The organism is Gulosibacter massiliensis (genome assembly GCF_900626105.1).
Taxonomy (GTDB): Bacteria; Actinomycetota; Actinomycetes; order Actinomycetales; family Microbacteriaceae; genus Gulosibacter; species Gulosibacter sediminis.
This window is the reverse complement of the sequence record NZ_UYZX01000002.1, coordinates 146,694-164,405: the sequence shown is the minus strand read 5'-3', so window position 1 is coordinate 164,405 and position 17,712 is coordinate 146,694. Positions and strand designations below refer to the sequence as shown.

Sequence of the window (17,712 nt, the reverse complement as noted above, 5' to 3'; positions counted from 1 at the left end):
TCGCCGAGGGTGCGGGCGGTTTAGCGCTCAGCGGCCGACGCACCGAGCGTACGGTCGCGGCCCGCGGCGAGCCCCGCGAACACGAGGCCTGTGACGCAGGCGAGCAACAGACCGAGGGTCGCCATCCAGCTACCCGTCGCCTCGAACAGGCCGCCGCCGACGATCGGGCCGAGGCCCGCGCAGAAGTAGCCGATCGACTGCGCCATGCCCGACATGCGCGCGGCATCGCCCGCGGTCGCGGCGCGCTCCGAGATGAGCCCGAGCGCGACGGGCAGCATCATGCCGGTCGTGAGGCCGATCATGACGGTCCACACGGGCATGAGGTGCGGCAGGAACATCCCACCGAGCAAGGCAATGGCGGTGATCGGCAGGAAGCCGACGGCGATGATCCGCTGGTCGCGCGAGCGGTTCATGAGCCAGGCGACGAGGAAGCCGAGCGGCATGCCCGAGACCTGCGCGATCGCGAGGTGCAGGCCCGCGTTCGCCTCGCTCACGCCGCTGCTCTGTTCGATCGTCGGCATCCAGTTCACGAAGGTGTAGAACACGGTCGACTGCAACGCCATGTAGGCCGTGACCGACCACGCGATCGGCGAGCGCCAAATGTTCACGTGCGGCGAGTGATCGCTCGACGCGACGCCGAGCCGGTCGCGCCAGCCGCGCACCGCGAAGAGTGCGATCGCCACGACGACGACGGGCAGGGACGCTGCGAGCGCGAGTCGCCACTGGCCGCCGGTCGTGTCGGTGATCGCCACGGCAAGGCCGGCGCCGAGGGCCGCGGTGCCGGTCATGGTGCAGGTCGTGATGCCGAGCACGAGCGGCGCGTTCGGCGCAAAGTCGCGCTTGACGAGCACCGGGAGCAGCACGTTGAGGGTCGCGACGCCAACGCCGAGCAGCGCGGTGCCAATCCAGAGCGACCACTCGGGCATGAGCAGGCGCAGCCCGAGGCCGACGGCGAGCACGATGAGGCTGAGCAGCGCCAGCCGGTCGAAGCCCAGGCGCCGGGCCAGCGGCGCGGTCGGCACCGCGAACAGGCCGAACGCAAGCACCGGCGACGCCGCGAGCGCCCCAACCTCGGTCGCGCTCAGGCCGACGTCGGCACCTATGCGCACCGCGAGTGGGCCGAACGCCGTGACGCCGGCGCGCAAGCTGCCCGCGAGCAGCACGACCGCGACGAGCGAGAACACGCGCGAGCCGCTCCAGAAACTCGCCTGCGTCATCTACTCAACCGCTCTCTCCCCTGCCGCGCGCCCCGTGTGGCCGCGACGCCCATAAGCATTCAGTCTCCCACCCCTTTGAGGCTCGGGTGACCACGTGCGATGATGCGGCTAGTCGTCGTCCCCATCGGTAAGCAGCGTCTCGCGGATGCGGCGCAGGTCTTCCATGAGCGAGCCGATGAGAATCCAGCGCTGGCCGCGCGGCGCCGAGAGCTCGAGCGGTGCCGTGAGCGCCGGAATCGCCGAGGTGAGCGGCTCGGGGTCGACCTCAGCGAGGTGCACCGCGAGCCGCACGTCGTGGGCGCAGCGGCGCAGCTGTTCGGCGATGTCGTGCGCCATCGGCTCCTCGGGCAGCGAGTCGTCGTAGTGGTCGTAAAACGCGCGGGTCATGCCGATCACCTCGGTGACGATCGACTGGAGTTTCGTCTCGAGCAGCGCATCCATCTCGTCAAGCTGCTCGCGGTTCCTGCGGCCGCGCGGGTTGAGCGCGAGCGACTCCCGCGCCTCTTCGATGGCCGTGCGGCTCACCTCGACCATGTTGCGCAGCAGCCGCGCCTCGAGAATGAGGCCCTGCAGATCGCCGGGGCTCTGGGGCACCTCGAGGGCGTCAGCGAGGCGGCCGAGCGAGGCCGCGAGCTCGGCACCGAGGTCGGCGACGCGCTGGCGCGCGGGCTCAACGTGCACCGGCGCGACGATGAGCATGTTCACGAGGAAGCCGATGATCGCGCCGATGATCGTTTCGATAATGCGGTCGAGCGCGAACTCGACGCTGCCGCCGCCCATGACGATGACGATCATGCCGCTAATCGCCATCTGGTTGAGCATGCCGAGGCTGAGGCGACCAGCCCAGCCGATGAGCAGGGCGACGGCGATGGCCGCGATCGCGGCGATCGCGTTGTGGCCGAAGATGCCGCCGAACACGGTTGCAATGATGACGCCGGCGATCACGCCGAGGGTGCGTTCGATGCCCTTCGACGCGGTCTGATTGAGGTTCGGGGCGACGATGAGCAGCGCCGCGATGGCGGCGAAGATCGGCATGTCGACCTGGAGCGCGAACATCGACACAACCCACGACAGCGCGATGGCAATGAAGGTCTTTACCACCTGCAACCACGGGATGCGCTTGGTCGCGAGGAGGGGCGAAAAGAAGCGCATGACTTTCAGCTTAGGCTGCCCCGCCGAATGCCGCGCGAGAGCGGATGCGCGCCCTACGCTGGTGACATGACCGCTTCTGTTCCTCAGTTGGTCGCGCTGCTCGATGGCTCGCTCGTCGATGTCGAAACTCCATTGCTGCGCGCTGACGACCTCGGCGTCGTACGCGGCGATGGCGTCTTCGACGTCGCTTCGTGCCGCTCCGGCCACGTAATCGACCTGCCCGCCCACCTTGACCGCCTCGCCACGTCGGCGCACATCCTTTCGCTGCCCGAGCCCAACCGCGCCGGCTACGAGCGCGCGGTCGCCGCGCTCGTCGTCGCGTGGGACTGGGATGCGCATCCCGAAGCGACCGTGCGCCTCGTCGAGACGCGCGGCCCCGAGTTTGGCGGCGACGCAACTTGCTGGGCGATGATGCAGCCGGTTTCTGCGGCGGTGCTGCGTGAGCGCGAGGGCGTGCGCGTCGTCGTGCTCGACCGTGGCCACGAAGCCGAAGAGACGAGCCAGCTGCCGTGGCTGCTGCCGGGCGCGAAGAGCCTCTCGTACGGCATCAACATGGCGGCGAAGCGCTGGGCGAAGGCGAACGGCGCCGACGATGCGATCTTTGTCACGCCCTCGGGTCGGCTGCTCGAGGGGCCGACGTCGGCGCTCGTGGTTGACCTCCACGGTGAGCTCGTAACGCCGAAGCAGGACGGCATCTTGCCGTCGACGACGCTGCGCGCGCTCATGGATGCCGCCGCCGAGGACGGCCTCAGCGTGCGCTTCGACGAACTGCCCCGCGAGGTGCTGTCGCGGGTGCAGGGCGCCTGGCTACTGTCGTCGGGTCGCATCCTCGCGCCGATCGAATCGGTTGACGGCGTCGACGTGCCGCGCTCGCCGCTGCACGGCCGGGTCGCGCGGATGCTGCGCGTGCCCGGATCCGCGTAGCTCGGCTTGTCGCTGAACGACGAAGCGGGGCGCCTCCTGTTGGAGACGCCCCGCTTCGTCATTGGTGCTAGGCCTGGTGGCCGCGGTTGCGCAGGTACGCGAGCACGGTCGGGTCGTTCGTCTGGCCAAGCCAGTCGAGCAGTTCGGGCGACGCGGCGGGCGCCGCCGCGAGGTACGGCCACAGCTCGCGGTGCTCCTTCATCGCTTCGAGCTCGGATGCGCTGGCGTCAGACTCGAGCGCCCGGCGTGCGAGCGAGGGCAGGTCGACCCGCGCGGGCTCCTGCGGCGCGTCCTGCGCCTCGGGCGCCTCGACGCCGGTCGGCGCCGACTGCTCGGGCTGCGAGAGGTAGCCATAGCCCTGCTCGGTGTTCGCCTCGGTGGCCGACGATGCGGGCACGGATGCGCTGCTCGCGTCGGTCTGCTGCGAGGTGTCGCCGCCGAAGTTGACGCTGGGCTGGTAACCGTAGCTGTACCCCGAGTCCTGCGCCGGAGTCTCAGCGCCGGCCGACTCGGTCGACTCAACTGAGGCGTCATCGCACGTCGCCGACTCAGCTACCGCCTGATCGTCGCCACCACCGAAATTGACGCTCGGCTGATAGCCGTAGCTGTACCCCGAGTCCTGCGCGGGGGCCTCGTCGCTGACCGACTCGGTCGACTCCGTGGCGTCGCCGAAGTCGGCGCTCGGCTGCTCACCGTAGGTCGAGCCGTACGACTGCGAGTCATCGGTCGCCGCTTCGGTGGTCACGGTTGCAGTCTCGCTCGTCTCGGCCGCCGTGGCGTCAGTTGCCGAGCTGTCGGTGCTCCAGCCCGGGGTCCAGCCGCTCTCGGTCTGCGCTTCCGGCTCGCCCGATGCGCCATCGGTCACGGTCGAGTCGACCGTGACCGCGTCGTCGGTCATGTCGGCGACGGGTGCGTCACCGTAGCTGGCCGCGGGTGCGCCGTAGCCGGTCGAGTCAGCCGAGGCCTCGTCGCTCGCGGTTTCCGTACCCTGTTCCGTTGCGGTGTCGGCGTCTGCCGACTCCGCAAGCGGGCTTTCGGAACGCGTCGGGGTTGCGCCGGTCTCGAGCGAGCCCCAGGCCGACGACGACTGCTGCGTGGACGACTGGAAGCCGTAACCGCCCGACTGCTCGGTGCTGGCCACGGCTGCTTCAGGCTCAGTCGAGTCTGCGGTGTCGGCGCTCGCCTCGTCGGCGTTGGCCGAGTCGGTGTTCGCTTCGTCGGTGCTCGACGCGCTGGTGCCGTAACCGGCGTAGCCGCCGAAGGGCGCGGCGTCGGTCGTCGACTCCGATGCGGGTTCGTCGTTCGATGCCTGCTCGGCGGCGGAATTGCTCGAATCGGTTGCGCCATACGCGGCGTACCCGGTCGAGGTCTCGGCCTCGGTCGTGGCGCCCGAAGCTGCGTCCGCGTTCGACTCGGTCGACTCGTCGTCGTTCGACGAGGCGGCGGCCGCGCCAAGGGCGGCCGTGCCGGCAGCCGCCGCCCCGAAGCCGGCCCACGCGGGTGCGCCGAAGCCGGAGTCGGCTGCGTTCTCGTCGCGCTGCGTCTCGGCGGTGGCCGAGTCGCTTGCGATCGCGGAGTCGTTCACGATTGCCGAGTCGGACGCGGCCTCAGTTGCGCCGGCCCGCTCGCTTGCCGCGGGCTGGCCGTAGCCGCCGAACGGCGACTGCTGCTGCGCGGCCCCGTGCTGGCCGAACGAAGCCTGCTCGTTCTGCGCTGGCGCTGCGTCGGCCTGCTGCTGGCCGTAACCGCCCTGCGCGGGCTGGCCGAATGCACTGCCCGGCTGCGGGGGCTGGCCGTAGCCGCCCTGCGGCTGGTTCGGCGCATCCTGCTGGCCGTACTGGCCCTGCGCACGGGCCGCGTCGCGCTGGCCGTAGCCGCCCGACTGCTCAGCGCCGGACTGCTGCTGGCCGTACTGACCTTGCTGCTGACCGAACGACTGCTGTTGGTTCGACTGGCCGAAGCCCTGCTGCGGCTGCTGGCCGTAACCCTGGTTGCCCTGCTGCTGGTCGAACTGCTGCTGACCGAACTGCTGGCGCTGCTGGCCGTAGCCCTGTTGTTCCTGCTGGCCGTAGCCCTGCTGCGGGCCGGGCTGCTGCTGGCCATATCCCTGCGCGCCGAAGCCCGGCTGCTGCTGGCCGAACGGCTGGCCCTGACCCTGCTGACCGTACTGACCGCCCTGGGGCTGCCCCTGGCCGAACTGACCGCCGGGCTGCTGGCCAAAGTTCTGGCCGCCCTGGCCGCCAGTCTTCAGCGCGGTGCCAGTGGCCACGAAGTGCTGCTTCAGTGCAGGCACGAAGAGGACTCCCGCGGCGAGAATCAACGGCAGCAGCACGTAGATCGCGAAGATGTAGATGGCAGGCACCGTGCTGGCGCCGATCGCGTTCGACATGCGCTGCTCGATGAGGCCGAAGATCATCGCGATGATGCCGACGCCGGCGATGCCGCCCGTGATGATGAGCAGCACGAGCTGCGAGATGCGCGGCAGCTGACCCGCGGCCTGCTGCTGCGGCTGGCCCTGCTGTGGAAACCCGCCCTGGTGGAGCTGCTGCGGAGGCGTGGCCTTGCCGCGCAGCACGAAGTAGCCGTACACAGCGGCACCCGCGATGACGACCGAGAGCACGAGGATGATCACGGTGAGCGTGACTCGACCGCTGTCCTGCTCTGCACCGTCGTAGACCGGGATAAACGAACCGATCGCGCCAAGCGCCGCCGTCAGAGCGACCGCCGCGATCGCGAGCAGCGAGAGGCCGAGCGCCGAGAACCAACGCACGGTCGGCTCGATCGGCTTGGTCGAGCGCTGTGCCTCGGGCGAAAGCGCGAGGGCACCGAGCGGAGCTGCGGCCACGAGCGCGAAGGGCACAAAGCCTGCGCCGCCCGAGAAGGCGGCGAGCGGCACGACCGACTCGATGCCGGTGATCGAGAAGGCGAGGCCGAAGGTGCCGTCGAGGATCCAGGCAAGCAACGCCGCGGCACCAATCGCGATGGTCGCGATGCGGGCCGGCTCGGAGCCGAGGTTGGCGAGCAGCGCCGGGGCGAGGCCGATCGCAAGCGCAAGCAGGACGCCGAAGACGACCTTGAGGATGATGCCGACCGGGTTCACCGAGCCGAAGCTGCCGAGCGCGTCGGAGAGCGCCGCTCCGAACATGATCGAGCCGATGATCAACACGAGCGCACCAAGGGCAACGACACCGATGAGCAGCCAGCTGAGGACCTTCGTCGCGGTGACCGCGATCGGGTTGACCTGGTCGCGGTTCGGGCCGGCCTCGTAGTCCCGGCTCTGCACGTTGAGCGCGGCACCCGCGAGAGCAACGGCGGCACCGGCACCGAGGCCGATGAATGCGACGTCGAGGCTGCCGTCGAACTTGCTCGAGGTCGTGATCGCGTTGACCACATCAAAGACGAAGTACACGACGAACGTCACGATGAACGGCACCTGTGCGCCGGCGCGAATGAGGTAGAGCGTGTTTTGCGGCATGCCGACGATGCCGAAGCGCGTCACGATCTGCAGGATGCCCGCGAGCGCCGCGACGATCGAGGTGAGCACGGGCGCGATCTCGGTCGCGGTGAGCGCGATGCCGCTGCGGGTCTGCGCGACGTGCCACACCATGACGAGCGCGATGAGGGGCAGCGCGGCGCCGCCGATGTCGCGCACCCAGTCGAGCTTCGAGCTCTTGAGCAACTGCGGGCGCGGGCGAGGCTGCGGCGGGGGCGGGGCGAACTGCCCCTGCTGGTTGAACTGGCCCTGCTGAGCGGGCTGGCCCGCGTATCCGCCAGGCTGCTGCTGGCCGTAGTCGGGCTGACCGTGCTGGCTGCCAAACTGACCCTGCTGGTTCTGACCGTACTGACCGGGCTGGCCCGCGTATCCGCCAGGCTGCTGGCCCTGCTGACCGTAGCCCTGCTGCTGGCCAAACTGACCCTGCTGCTGGTCGTAGCCCTGCTGGTTCTGCCCTGGCGCGCCCTGGCCGTAGCCTCCCGAGGGAGCTCCGTACCCGTTCGGCTGATTCGAGTAGCTGTCGCTCACTGCTGCTCCTTCGCGCGCGGCGGCGAACTGTCACCACGCTCATGAGTTCTGGTGGGTTCGACCCCGCAGCGCACCGCCGTTGAGCAGCCCTCACTGAGGAGATCGTGTGAAGCCTATCCGCCGCTTGCGACAAAACCCCGGGCCTCGACGAAATCTGCGTAACGCGACGACGAATCTCAACCGCAGGTTGGACTCGGCGGTGGGTCGATGCCATCGAATGGCTGATGTTTCGCCGGGGAGATTCCCCCAAGAAATCGCGTCTAAGCTCACTTCATGGAGAACATTTCCGTTGCAGAACTGCACAAACTGGGTGAGAACATCACGCTCATTGACGTGCGTGAGAACGACGAGGTCGCCGAGGTGCGCATCCCGTTCGCGACGGTGATTCCGCTGAGCGAGTTCGCGGATCGCATGGACGAGGTGCCCGATGAGGGCGCCTACATCATGTGTCACGCGGGCGGCCGTTCGGCGCGCACCGTCGACTTCCTCGAACGCTATGGCAAGCACGCGACCAACGTCGATGGCGGCATTTCGCAGTGGGAGGCCGAGGGCTTCCCCGTCGAACGCGGGTAGCGCGGCGCCCTTCTGCGGAAACGTGACCACGGCATCGGGGCTGTGGAGAACTGAGCTGCCCACTTCGGGCAGTGCCTAGGCTTGTAGGTATGACAACGGCACAGCAGGTCCTCGAACAGGTATGGGGTTACCCAGAGTTTCGTGGGCAGCAGGCCGAGATCATCGACGCGGTCGTGCAGGGCAGAGATGCCCTCGTGCTCATGCCCACCGGCGGCGGCAAGTCGCTGTGTTACCAGGTGCCAGCGCTCGTGCGCGAAGGCACGGGCATCGTCATCTCGCCGCTCATCGCGCTGATGCAAGACCAGGTGGATGCGCTCGGCCAACTCGGCGTGCGGGCCGCCTACCTGAACTCGACCCTCGACATCGACGAGCGTCGCCTCGTCGAGCAGCAGTACATCGCCGGCGAGCTCGACCTGCTCTACCTCGCACCCGAGCGGTTGCAGGCGACTATCCCGCTGCTCCAGCGCGGCAACATCTCGCTGTTTGCGATCGACGAGGCGCACTGTGTGAGCCAGTGGGGCCACGACTTCCGCCCCGACTACCTGCAGCTCAGCGTGCTGCACGAGCAGTGGCCCGACGTCCCACGGGTGGCCCTCACGGCGACCGCGACGCTCGCGACGCGCGACGAGATCATCGAGCGGCTCGGCCTCGACGGCGCCGCGAAGTTCGTCTCGAGCTTTGACCGCCCGAACATTCAGTACCGCATCGTGCCGAAAGACCGCGCCCGCGATTCGCTGCACAAGTTCATCAAGGCCGAGCACCCGGGCGACGCCGGCATCGTTTACTGCCTGTCGCGTAAGTCGGTCGAGCAGACGGCCGAGTACCTGAGCGACCGCGGCATCCCGGCACTCGCCTACCACGCGGGCATGCCTGCGGCGACGCGCGCGAGGAACCAGGCGCGGTTCCTGCGCGAGGAGGGGCTCGTGATGTGCGCGACGATCGCGTTCGGCATGGGCATCGACAAGCCCGATGTGCGCTTCGTCGGGCACCTCGACCTGCCGAAGTCGGTCGAGGGGTACTACCAAGAGACGGGGCGTGCGGGGCGCGACGGGCTGCCGTCAACCGCATGGCTCGCCTATGGCTTGCAGGACGTCGTGCAGCAGCGCCGCATGATCGACCAGGGCGAAGGCGACGACTTCTATAAGCGGCAGCAGTCGCTCCACCTCGATGCGATGCTCGCGCTGAGCGAGACCGCCGGCTGCCGGCGCCAGATGCTGCTCGACTACTTCGGCGAGCGCTCCGAGCCGTGCGGCAACTGCGACAACTGCATCAACCCGCCGGCGACGTGGGACGGCACCGTCGCCGCGCAGAAGCTGCTCTCGACGATCGTGCGCATCGACCGCTCGCAGCGGCGCGCGTTCGGCGCCGGCCAGCTCATCGACATCCTGCTCGGCCGTGACACCGACCGCATCGCGCAGAACCGGCACAACGAGCTGTCGACCTACGGTATCGGCACCGAGCTCGACGAGTCGGGGTGGCGATCGGTCGTTCGGCAGCTGCTCGCGATGAACGTGATTCAGGCACACGGCGACTACGGCGTGCTGCGCATGACCGAGCGCGGGGCGTCGGTGCTCGGCGGCGGCGAACAGGTGCAGTTGCGAACGGATGTGCGCGAGCAGCGCGTGCGCAGCTCGCGTTCGTCACGCCCCAAGCCCGAGCTCGACTCGCTGCAGCCCGAGCAGCTCGCCCGCTTCGAGCGACTGCGCGAGTGGCGCCGCGACACCGCGCGCGAGCAGTCGGTGCCCGCCTACGTCGTGTTCAACGACGCGACGTTGCGCGAGCTCGCGGTAGAGCGCCCCGACACCATCACCGCGCTCGCCGGCATCTCGGGCGTCGGCCGCTCGAAGCTCGAGCAGTACGGCGAAGAGGTGCTCGACGTGATCGCGTCGCGCGAGTAATTCCGCGATCTTCTCTTCAAGTTGTGGATGTTGCGCTTGGCCCCATTCGAGGCCCGTTTTCGCGTGCGTTTGGGGCTGAACGCAACACCTATGCGTGAGTGAGTCGGTGCGATCGGCATCGTACCCAGGTCGAGCTGCTGGGCGGATGCGGCTGCTCGGTTGATGTGTCGGCTCGGCAAGCGCGACGGCGATAGCACCCGGCGGCAGCAGGCCGGAGGCTGGCCGCCCCTGGCACGGCGCCGGAAGCTGTCCCATCCACCGCACGCGCGCCGGAAGCGGCCACGTCGGCGACGCTGGCGTCGAGGACCCGGTACCGCAGAATGCCAGCCAGGTGAGCGCCACGGACCCCCACGTGGCCGCTATGTCGGAGGCTCATGGTGGACTGAAACCAGTCCCCAAACCGTCGCGATTCCACCCACGCCCTCAATGTCGGAGGGTCGTGGTGAAGTAAAGCCAGTCCCCAAGCCGTCGCCGACTCGTCCTCGCCCGCATCGTTGCGGTCAGGAAACTCCCCGCAAAAAGATCGCACCCAGGGGTCACGTTTTGGCCCGCTCACGCGTCTTCAAGACAACGACGAACAGTTCCGCAGGCTCCGATCAAACCGACGCTCGTGCTCGAGGAGGTGACACCCGATGACCGCTCCCAACCACGCCACGCCGCCCGACGATGACGACGACTTCGAGCCCACGCGCAGCGCGAACAGGCACCAGCCCGACGGCACGACCCCAGAACCACAGCACGACGACCTCACCGAACGCGCCCGACACGTCGCCGACAATTACGTCGACTTCAATACGCTGCGCCGCCAAGCCGACCTCGGCGAGTGCCGCATGCTCGCCGAGGCGTACGACATCGCCGAAGAACACACTCGCCGCGACGCCGAAGCGGGCGCTCACATCATCTCCGACGAGAACCGCCTCCAGTCCCACCTGCGCTCCACCGTCGCCAGCCTCGGCATTCGCACCAACGAAAGCGATATCGCCCTCACGAACCGCGCTCTCGACGCGCACCGGCTCACCACGCAGTTTCCGATCTGGATGACCGCGCTCGATGAGGGCGGCGTCACCATGCGACATGCGGGCGCGCTCCTCCGGTTCGAGCGCAAGGTTGGCGAGGAGCGCCGCGACGAGTTCAGCAAGAAGGTGCTCGACTACGCCCGCACCCACACGCATGGGCAGACCGAGAGTTACGCGAAACGACTCGCCGCCCGCTTCAACGCCGCCGAGTTCGAAGCCGCGTTCCAGCGCGAGTACGAAGAGCGCACCGTCACCATCCAAGACTTCGGCAGCGGCATGTCTCGCCTCACCGCCGACATGCCCACCGGCATGGCCCACGCCAGTTACGACCTCATCAACAAGCGAGCCACGCAACTGCGCGACGAGCACCAGGACGACGCGAAGCAGCATCGCGCCCGGGTGCGCGACGCCGAAGGCCGAGGCGAAGAGCTCTCCCCCGAGGACACCGAGTTCATCGAAGACCCGCGCACCGTCGCGCAACTGCGCTCCGACGTGCTCGTCGAGACGCTCCTCACGACGGTGCCGCAGAGCACGCTCGAGTCCGAGGCCAAGGGCAACCCTCACGTCAGCGCGACCGTGAGCGTTATCGTGCCCGTGACCACCCTGTTCGACCCCGACGCGCCTCGCGACATCGCCCTCATCGACGGCACCGAACCCATCAGCGCGTTCGAGGCTCGCGAGCTCGCCGGCAGCGTGACCTGCTTCGACCGCATCCTCACCGACCCCATCAACGGGCACGTGCTGACCGTCGACACCCGCATCGCGACCCCGCAGATGCGCAAGTTCCTCCAGGCCCGCGACCGCACCTGCCGATTCCCCGGCTGCCGCCGCCCCGCCAACCGCAGCGACCTCGATCACACGACACCGTGGGCCGCGGGAGGCCCCACCAGCGTCGACAACCAGGCACACCTGTGTCGGCGACATCACACGCAGAAACACCAACAACCGTGGAGAGTCAGGCATCTCGGTGGCGGGGTACTCGAATGGACCTCGCCGATTGGTGACGTCTTCATCACCCGACCCGAACCACCCGGGCCGATCTTCAAGCCCGTCGACGAGTTCGTCTACGACCCCGCCGTCGATCCCGCTCCCTTCTAGCGAGGGAGGACGCTGCCAATTGCCGGCGCCAGTGCTTCGCCTCGGCGTCAGGCGTTAGCTCAGGCCAGCGCGGTCCAGGTCTGCGTCACGAAGACCAGACCGACGAGGAACAACACAATGCCGCCAGCAAGGAAGGCGATGCCACTGCGGCGAACGGCGTGCAGGTCGGCATTCGAATAGCGCGCGACGTGCGAGGAGGCGCCCGGCGAGTCGGAAGTGACATCCGCATCCAACCAGCGCGGCGAATCCTCGAAGCCGGCGGGCACCTGCTCGGGGCCTTCGTAGTCAACGGCCTCCGAGTATCCGGGCTCCTGGGCGCGCGGCGGCGCGGGCTTCCGAGCGAGTCGAGCGGCGCCGATGACGATGAGCGCGACGCCACCGATGGTGACAGCTACGGCAACAACAACGGCAACAACTTGCAACGCGAGCAGAAGAGAAAACGTCATAGATTCCTAGAGCTTGCTATCGGGCACGCTAAACGTATCGCACGAGCCAACACCCTGCTCGTAGCCCGTGATCAGCCAATTCACGCGCTGTTCGCTCGTGCCGTGGGTGAACGCCTCGGGCTGAACTTCCATGCCCTGCTGCTCCATGATGTGGTCGTCACCGATCGCCTCGGCGGCCGAAATGGTGGTCTCAATCTCGGCACGCGTCGGTGCCTCGAGGATCGCATTGCCGTCGGCGTCGGTCTGCGAGGCGGCCTCGCCCATCCAGGCGCCGGCGTAGCAGTCGGCCTGCAACTCGATGCGCACCTGGCCACCGTTGTCGCCGGTGTCGCGCTGGCGGTCGGCGGTGAGGGCACCGGCTAGGTTCTGGATGTGGTGGCCCCACTCGTGCGCGAGCACGTACATCTCCGACAGCGGTCCGCCCGAGGCGCCGAACTGCTCGGTGAGGATGTCAAAGAACGAGGTGTCCATATAGATGGACTGGTCGGTCGGGCAGTAGAACGGCCCTACGGCGTTCGACGCGGTGCCGCACGACGACGAGGTCTGCCCCTCGTAGAGAATCACGGTCGGGTCGACGTAGTCGCGAATGCCGACCTCCGAGGATGCGTCGGCCCAGTACGCCTCGAGCGTCACGGCAGCGCCCTCAACGCGGCAGTCTCGCTGCGCATTCGCCTCTGCGCCGGTGCAGACGAGATCCTCGTCACTGGCCGACTGCTGCTGCTCGGTGCCGGCCCCGCCGAAGAACTGCGTCAGGTCGACACCGAACAGCTGCGTCGACAGCAGCCCGAGTATAAGCACGACGACACCACCGCCACCAACGGCAGCGGTGGTGCCCCCTCGACGCTTGCGAACATTGCCAGAATCGAGATTTGAGTTCTCGTTGAACGTCATGTCGCTACAGTAACCCGCCCACGCGAGGCAGGCGACCACTCACGAGGCTAGCGGCGCGAGCCTCGCTTCATGCGGTAAATGTCGCGCTCATCCTTCGGTTCCTCGCCCGAGGCGCGAAGCTGCTCGTAGTAGGCGTTCGCCTCTTCCTGGCGCTTCTCCTCGCGGTCATCCTCGATGATCTTCGCGCGCAGCTGCGCGTCGGTGTAGCCGAACGAGCTCACGAGGTCCTGCGCGAGCGGGCGCAGGCGCACGATGAGGCGGTCGATGTACGAGGTGACGAGGCGCGCACGCTTCGCGGTGAGGCGACCGGCGAGCAGGTACCACTGCAGGTCGCGCTCGATGAGGCGAAGGCCGAACAGGTCGCGCAGCCAGGTCATGACGCGCTGCGTCTCCGAGCCCTCCTCAAAGTCGGCGAGCTTGCGGGTGAAGGCGTCCCACTGCGTGAGTTCGGCATAGGCACGCGCGGCGTCGATGAGCTTGCTCTGATTCGCGTTGAACACGGCGTTCTGCTCTTCAGCCGAGGCCTTCGCGACCTTGCCGATCTCCATGCCGATCTCGGCGATGACCTCTTCGACCCGGGCCTCGAGCAGGGCGCGCTGGTTCTCGGGCTCGCGCAGCCAGCCCACTGAACGCGCCGACTGACCGAGGTCGCCGACGTTGCCGCCGAGGCGGGCAAGGCCGATCTCGCGGAACGCCTTGCCGGCGAACTGCGTGGCGACGATGCGAGCCTGGCCGCGCGCATCCACGCCCTTGAACTTTGCGGCGAAGTCGTCGAGCAGGCGCTTGCCAACGAGCTGGTGCAGCACCGTGTTGTCGCCCTCGAACGTCGTGTAGACGTCGAAGTCGTGGTGCAAGCCGACGATGCGGTTCTCCATGAGGAAGCCGGCGCCACCGCAGGCCTCACGGGTGTCCTGCAACGTGTCCATCGCCTGCCAGGTCGACAGCGGCTTCAGCGCGGCGGCGAGCGTCTCGAGGTCGGCGCGACGCTCGGGAGTGTCGCCCTTGCCCGAGAACACGGCGTCGAACTCGCGCAGCAGTTCGTCGTGCGCGAAGGTGGCGGCGAACGCGGTAGCGATACGGGGAATCAGGCGGCGCTGGTGGCGACCGTAGTCGAGCAGCACGGTCTCGCGGCCCGACTTCGTGTTGTCGAACTGTCGGCGCTGGTTCGCGTAGGTCACGGCAATCTGCAGCGCAGCCTGCTGCGCGATGGTCGAGGCGCCGTCGAGCGAGACGCGGCCCTGCACGAGCGTGCCGGTCATGACGAAGAAGCGGCGACCGGGCGACTCGATCGGCGAGGTGTAGTTGCCCTCCTCGTCGACGTTGCCGTAGCGGTTGAGCAGGTAGTCGCGGGGAATCCGCACATGGTCGAAGTGCAGGCGGCCGTTGTCGATGCCGTTGAGGCCACCCTTCTCGGCGTCGTCGTCGCCGCCGACGCCAGGCAGGAACTCGCCCGCGTCGTCGCGAATCGGCACGTAGAACGCGTGCACGCCGTGGTTGACGCCCTTCGTGATGAGCTGCGCGAACACGACCGCGGCGATGCCGTGCTTCGCAGCGTTGCCGAGGTAGTCCTTCCACGCGTTGCGGAATGGGGTGTTGATGACCCACTCCTGGGTCGCCTCGTCGTACGTGGCGGTGGTGTCGAGGCCGGCGACATTCGAGCCGTGTCCCGACTCGGTCATGGCGAACGCACCGGGAATGCGCATCTCGATGACGTCGGGCAGCCAACGCTTGTGGTGCACCTCGGTGCCGAGGTGCATGATCGCCGAGCCGAACAGACCGAACTGCACGCCGGTCTTGATCTGCAGCGACGGGTCGGCGAGGGTGAGCTGCTCGAACGCCGCCAGGTTGCCGCCGTGGTTGTTGCCACCGCCGACGCTCTCGGGAAACGCGAGCTTCGGGGTGCCAAAGGCGACGAGCTTGTGCGACTGCTCGAGCACACGCTCGCGGTGTTCCGCCATGCTCAGGCTGTCGTCGCGCCAGAAGTCTGGGGTCGCCGACACCTTGCGACCGAGCGCACGCTGCTCGGGCCAGGTGCCCATGATGGCGGTGAAAATCGCTTCGCGGTCGATGCCGGATGTTCCGGTTGCGACCTCGAGGTCGTGGTCAAGATCTTCGAGGTGCTGGTCAGTCATGTGTCACCTTTTCTCTGCCGCTGCGGGATGCAAGTGGCTGTCGCGACAGTGCAACAGCGCACGTGTTCCCCACGCTAAGACAGCGCCGGAAGCGACCGCCCGCGGCCTGCGCCCTCGACACAATGGGGCGACGCGACCCCGCGCCTGACTTGGCGCAACCCCACAAACCTGAGGGTGCATCCTGTTCGCTCACGCACAAGGATGCACCCGGTCAGGCTACGAGCGCAGGGCGTCGGCGAGCTTCACCCGCTTGCCGGTGCGCAGCACCGAATTGCGGTAGATGCGCCCCGCGAGCCAGATCACGACGACGACGAACACCACCATGACGGCGGTGGCCGCGAGCGGCTCCCACCACGCGGCGTTGCCTTGCAGAATGCGCAGCGGCATCGCCACCGGCGACGACACGGGAATGTATGACAGCCAGGTCATGAGGGTGTCGTTCTGGAACCCGAGCATTGGCCCGATATACGGAATCATGAGCAGGTAGGTGAGCGGCGCGGTGACGCTCGCGACGTCCTCGGGGCGCGACACGGTCGCCGAGAGCGCGGCGTACATGCTCGCGTAGAACATGAAGCCGAGCAGCGTGAGTACCGCGAACCAGACGAGCGAGACACCGATGTCGGGCACCTGCCCCAGTTGGCCGGCGACCGCGAGGCAGACGAGCGCGGCCGCGACGATGACGATGACCTGCACCATCGCGAGCACGGTGCCGCCGACGATCTTGCCGGCGAGAATCGTGCCCGGCTTCACGGTCGACACGAGCAGCTCGACGATGCGCGAGGCCTTCTCTTCGACGATCGACTGCGAGAGCCGCTGCGCGTAGAGCATGATCGCGAGGAAGAATACGAGGCCATAACCGAGGGCGACGAACATCATCATGAACTGCGGAATCTGCTGCTGGTCGAACTCGAGCGAGCCAGTGAGCGGCGACAGTGTGAGGCTCTGCGCGAGCGAGTCGGGCACTGAGTCGTTGCCAACGACGACGTAGCTCGGGGTGTTCGCAACGGTCTCGGGCGAAATGACCTCGCCGTCCTCCGCGTGCAGCTCGAGGCCCTCCGCGTCGGCACCCGACAGCACCAGCGCATCCAGCTCGCCCGACTCGAGCTGGGCGACGGCGTCATCGACCGTGTCGATGCGCACGAGGTCGCCCGCGATCGCATCGGCGGGCAGCGCCGACTCGGGCAGGGTCGTGCCGATCTGCTGGTCTTCGCCGTTGCCTCCGGCAATCGCCGACATGACGTCGCCGAGGAACCGGCCGCCGAGCAGCACGACCGCGATGATCGCCACGATCGAAGCAAGGCCCCACCACATGGCCTTCGCGCGCACGGCGGTCGAGATCTCGCGACCGGCGACGAGGCGCACGCCCTCCATGACACTGATGGTGCGTGGGGATGTGTTCTGCTGCGTCATTAGCGCACCTCCCGGAAGATCTGAGTGAGTCGGGTGAGTTCGCGCTGGAAGCGGCGCACTTCGCCTCGCTGAACGCCCTCGCGCAGCAGCTCCTGCGCCCGGGTCGCGGCGGCCTGTTCATCGGCGGCGAGGATGCGAATGACCTGGCCCTCGCCGAGCGCGTCGACGAGTTCGACGTCGGGATGCGCGGCCAGCCACGTGACGTCGTCGACGTCGATGCGGTAGAGGCCCTGCGAGTGCTGCTCCTGCAACTGGCGCCGCGAGCCGGTCGCCTTGATCTCGCCCTCGGAAATAATCACGAGCTCGTCGCTGAGTCGCTCGACCACGTCGAGCTGGTGCGAGGAGAACAGCACGGGCACGCCGTTCGCGGCCTCCTCCTGCAGCACCGTGAGCACCGCATCGACCGCGACCGGGTCGAGGCCCGAGAACGGCTCGTCGAGCATGAGGAACTCGGGCGAGTGCACGAGCGCGACGCACACCTGCGCGCGCTGCTGATTGCCGAGCGAGAGCGACTCGACGTTGTCGTTCGCGCGCTCGTGCAGGTTGAGCCGCTCCAGCAACTCGTCGGCGCGACGCTTCGCGGCGCCCTGACCAACGCCGTGGAGGCGGGCGAAATAGACGATCTGCTCGCGTACCTTCATCTTCGGATACAGGCCACGCTCCTCGGGCATGTAGCCGAAGCGCGCCCGATCGGCGTCGTTGATCGGCTTGCCGTCGAGCAGCACGCGACCCTCGCGGGGCTTGAGTAGCCCGAGGATGGTGCGCATCGTCGTGGTCTTACCTGCGCCGTTCGCGCCAACAAAGCCCGTCAGATGGCCGTCGGACACCGAGAAACTGACGTCCTTGAGCACCTGCCGATCGCCGTACCAATGACTTACGTGTTGGACTTCGAGCAGCATGCTCCCCCAAGATTCGACTGCGGAAAGGTCGTACT

At 67.9% G+C, this 17,712-nt stretch carries 12 protein-coding genes; 4 read left to right on the top strand and 8 right to left on the bottom strand.

Going from position 1 to position 17,712, the window contains the following annotated elements:
* Positions 1-20: 20 nt before the first annotated feature.
* Entirely contained in the window at positions 21-1,217 is a 1,197-nt protein-coding gene (locus EJL01_RS10540) for an MFS transporter (RefSeq protein WP_125107614.1), read from the bottom strand.
* A 108-nt stretch (positions 1,218-1,325) separates the two neighbouring features.
* On the bottom strand, positions 1,326-2,369 hold the full coding sequence (locus EJL01_RS10535; protein ID WP_125107613.1) for an FUSC family protein: 1,044 nt from the start codon (positions 2,367-2,369) through the stop codon (positions 1,326-1,328).
* A gap of 66 nt (positions 2,370-2,435) precedes the next feature.
* On the opposite strand from EJL01_RS10535, the gene EJL01_RS10530 reads away from it, so the two are divergent.
* Positions 2,436-3,293, top strand: a complete 858-nt coding sequence (locus EJL01_RS10530; RefSeq protein ID WP_164509802.1) for an aminotransferase class IV — start codon at positions 2,436-2,438, stop codon at positions 3,291-3,293.
* 67 nt (positions 3,294-3,360) lie between these two features.
* Here EJL01_RS10530 and EJL01_RS10525 read toward each other — a convergent pair whose 3' ends face one another.
* Positions 3,361-7,314, bottom strand: coding sequence for a DUF7937 domain-containing protein (locus tag EJL01_RS10525; RefSeq protein WP_125107611.1), 3,954 nt, complete (start codon positions 7,312-7,314; stop codon positions 3,361-3,363).
* Between the two features lie 273 nt (positions 7,315-7,587).
* On the opposite strand from EJL01_RS10525, the gene EJL01_RS10520 reads away from it, so the two are divergent.
* The 3 genes from EJL01_RS10520 to EJL01_RS10510 all read left to right on the top strand — a co-directional run bounded on the left by EJL01_RS10520 (position 7,588) and on the right by EJL01_RS10510 (position 11,899).
* Positions 7,588-7,887, top strand: a complete 300-nt coding sequence (locus EJL01_RS10520; protein ID WP_125107610.1) for a rhodanese-like domain-containing protein — start codon at positions 7,588-7,590, stop codon at positions 7,885-7,887.
* Between the two features lie 89 nt (positions 7,888-7,976).
* Positions 7,977-9,785: a DNA helicase RecQ gene (gene recQ / locus EJL01_RS10515; RefSeq protein WP_125107609.1), complete on the top strand. Its 1,809-nt coding sequence runs from the start codon at positions 7,977-7,979 to the stop codon at positions 9,783-9,785.
* A gap of 632 nt (positions 9,786-10,417) precedes the next feature.
* A complete protein-coding gene (locus tag EJL01_RS10510; RefSeq protein WP_125107608.1) occupies positions 10,418-11,899 on the top strand; it encodes an HNH endonuclease signature motif containing protein in 1,482 nt (493 codons plus the stop codon).
* A gap of 59 nt (positions 11,900-11,958) precedes the next feature.
* On the opposite strand, the gene EJL01_RS10505 is transcribed toward EJL01_RS10510, so the two are convergent.
* The 5 genes from EJL01_RS10505 to EJL01_RS10485 form a co-directional block, all read right to left on the bottom strand.
* Positions 11,959-12,345: a hypothetical protein gene (locus EJL01_RS10505; RefSeq protein ID WP_125107607.1), complete on the bottom strand. Its 387-nt coding sequence runs from the start codon at positions 12,343-12,345 to the stop codon at positions 11,959-11,961.
* Positions 12,346-12,351: 6 nt separating this feature from the next.
* Positions 12,352-13,236: a KPN_02809 family neutral zinc metallopeptidase gene (gene ypfJ, locus EJL01_RS10500; RefSeq protein WP_125107606.1), complete on the bottom strand. Its 885-nt coding sequence runs from the start codon at positions 13,234-13,236 to the stop codon at positions 12,352-12,354.
* Positions 13,237-13,283: 47 nt separating this feature from the next.
* Complete coding sequence (locus EJL01_RS10495; protein WP_125107605.1) at positions 13,284-15,368, bottom strand: acyl-CoA dehydrogenase family protein; 2,085 nt, start codon at positions 15,366-15,368, stop codon at positions 13,284-13,286.
* A 216-nt stretch (positions 15,369-15,584) separates the two neighbouring features.
* A complete protein-coding gene (locus EJL01_RS10490; RefSeq protein WP_125107604.1) occupies positions 15,585-16,778 on the bottom strand; it encodes an ABC transporter permease in 1,194 nt (397 codons plus the stop codon).
* Complete coding sequence (locus EJL01_RS10485; RefSeq protein ID WP_125108030.1) at positions 16,778-17,674, bottom strand: ABC transporter ATP-binding protein; 897 nt, start codon at positions 17,672-17,674, stop codon at positions 16,778-16,780. The genes EJL01_RS10490 and EJL01_RS10485 overlap by 1 nt, the downstream gene beginning before the upstream one ends.
* Positions 17,675-17,712: the final 38 nt, after the last annotated feature.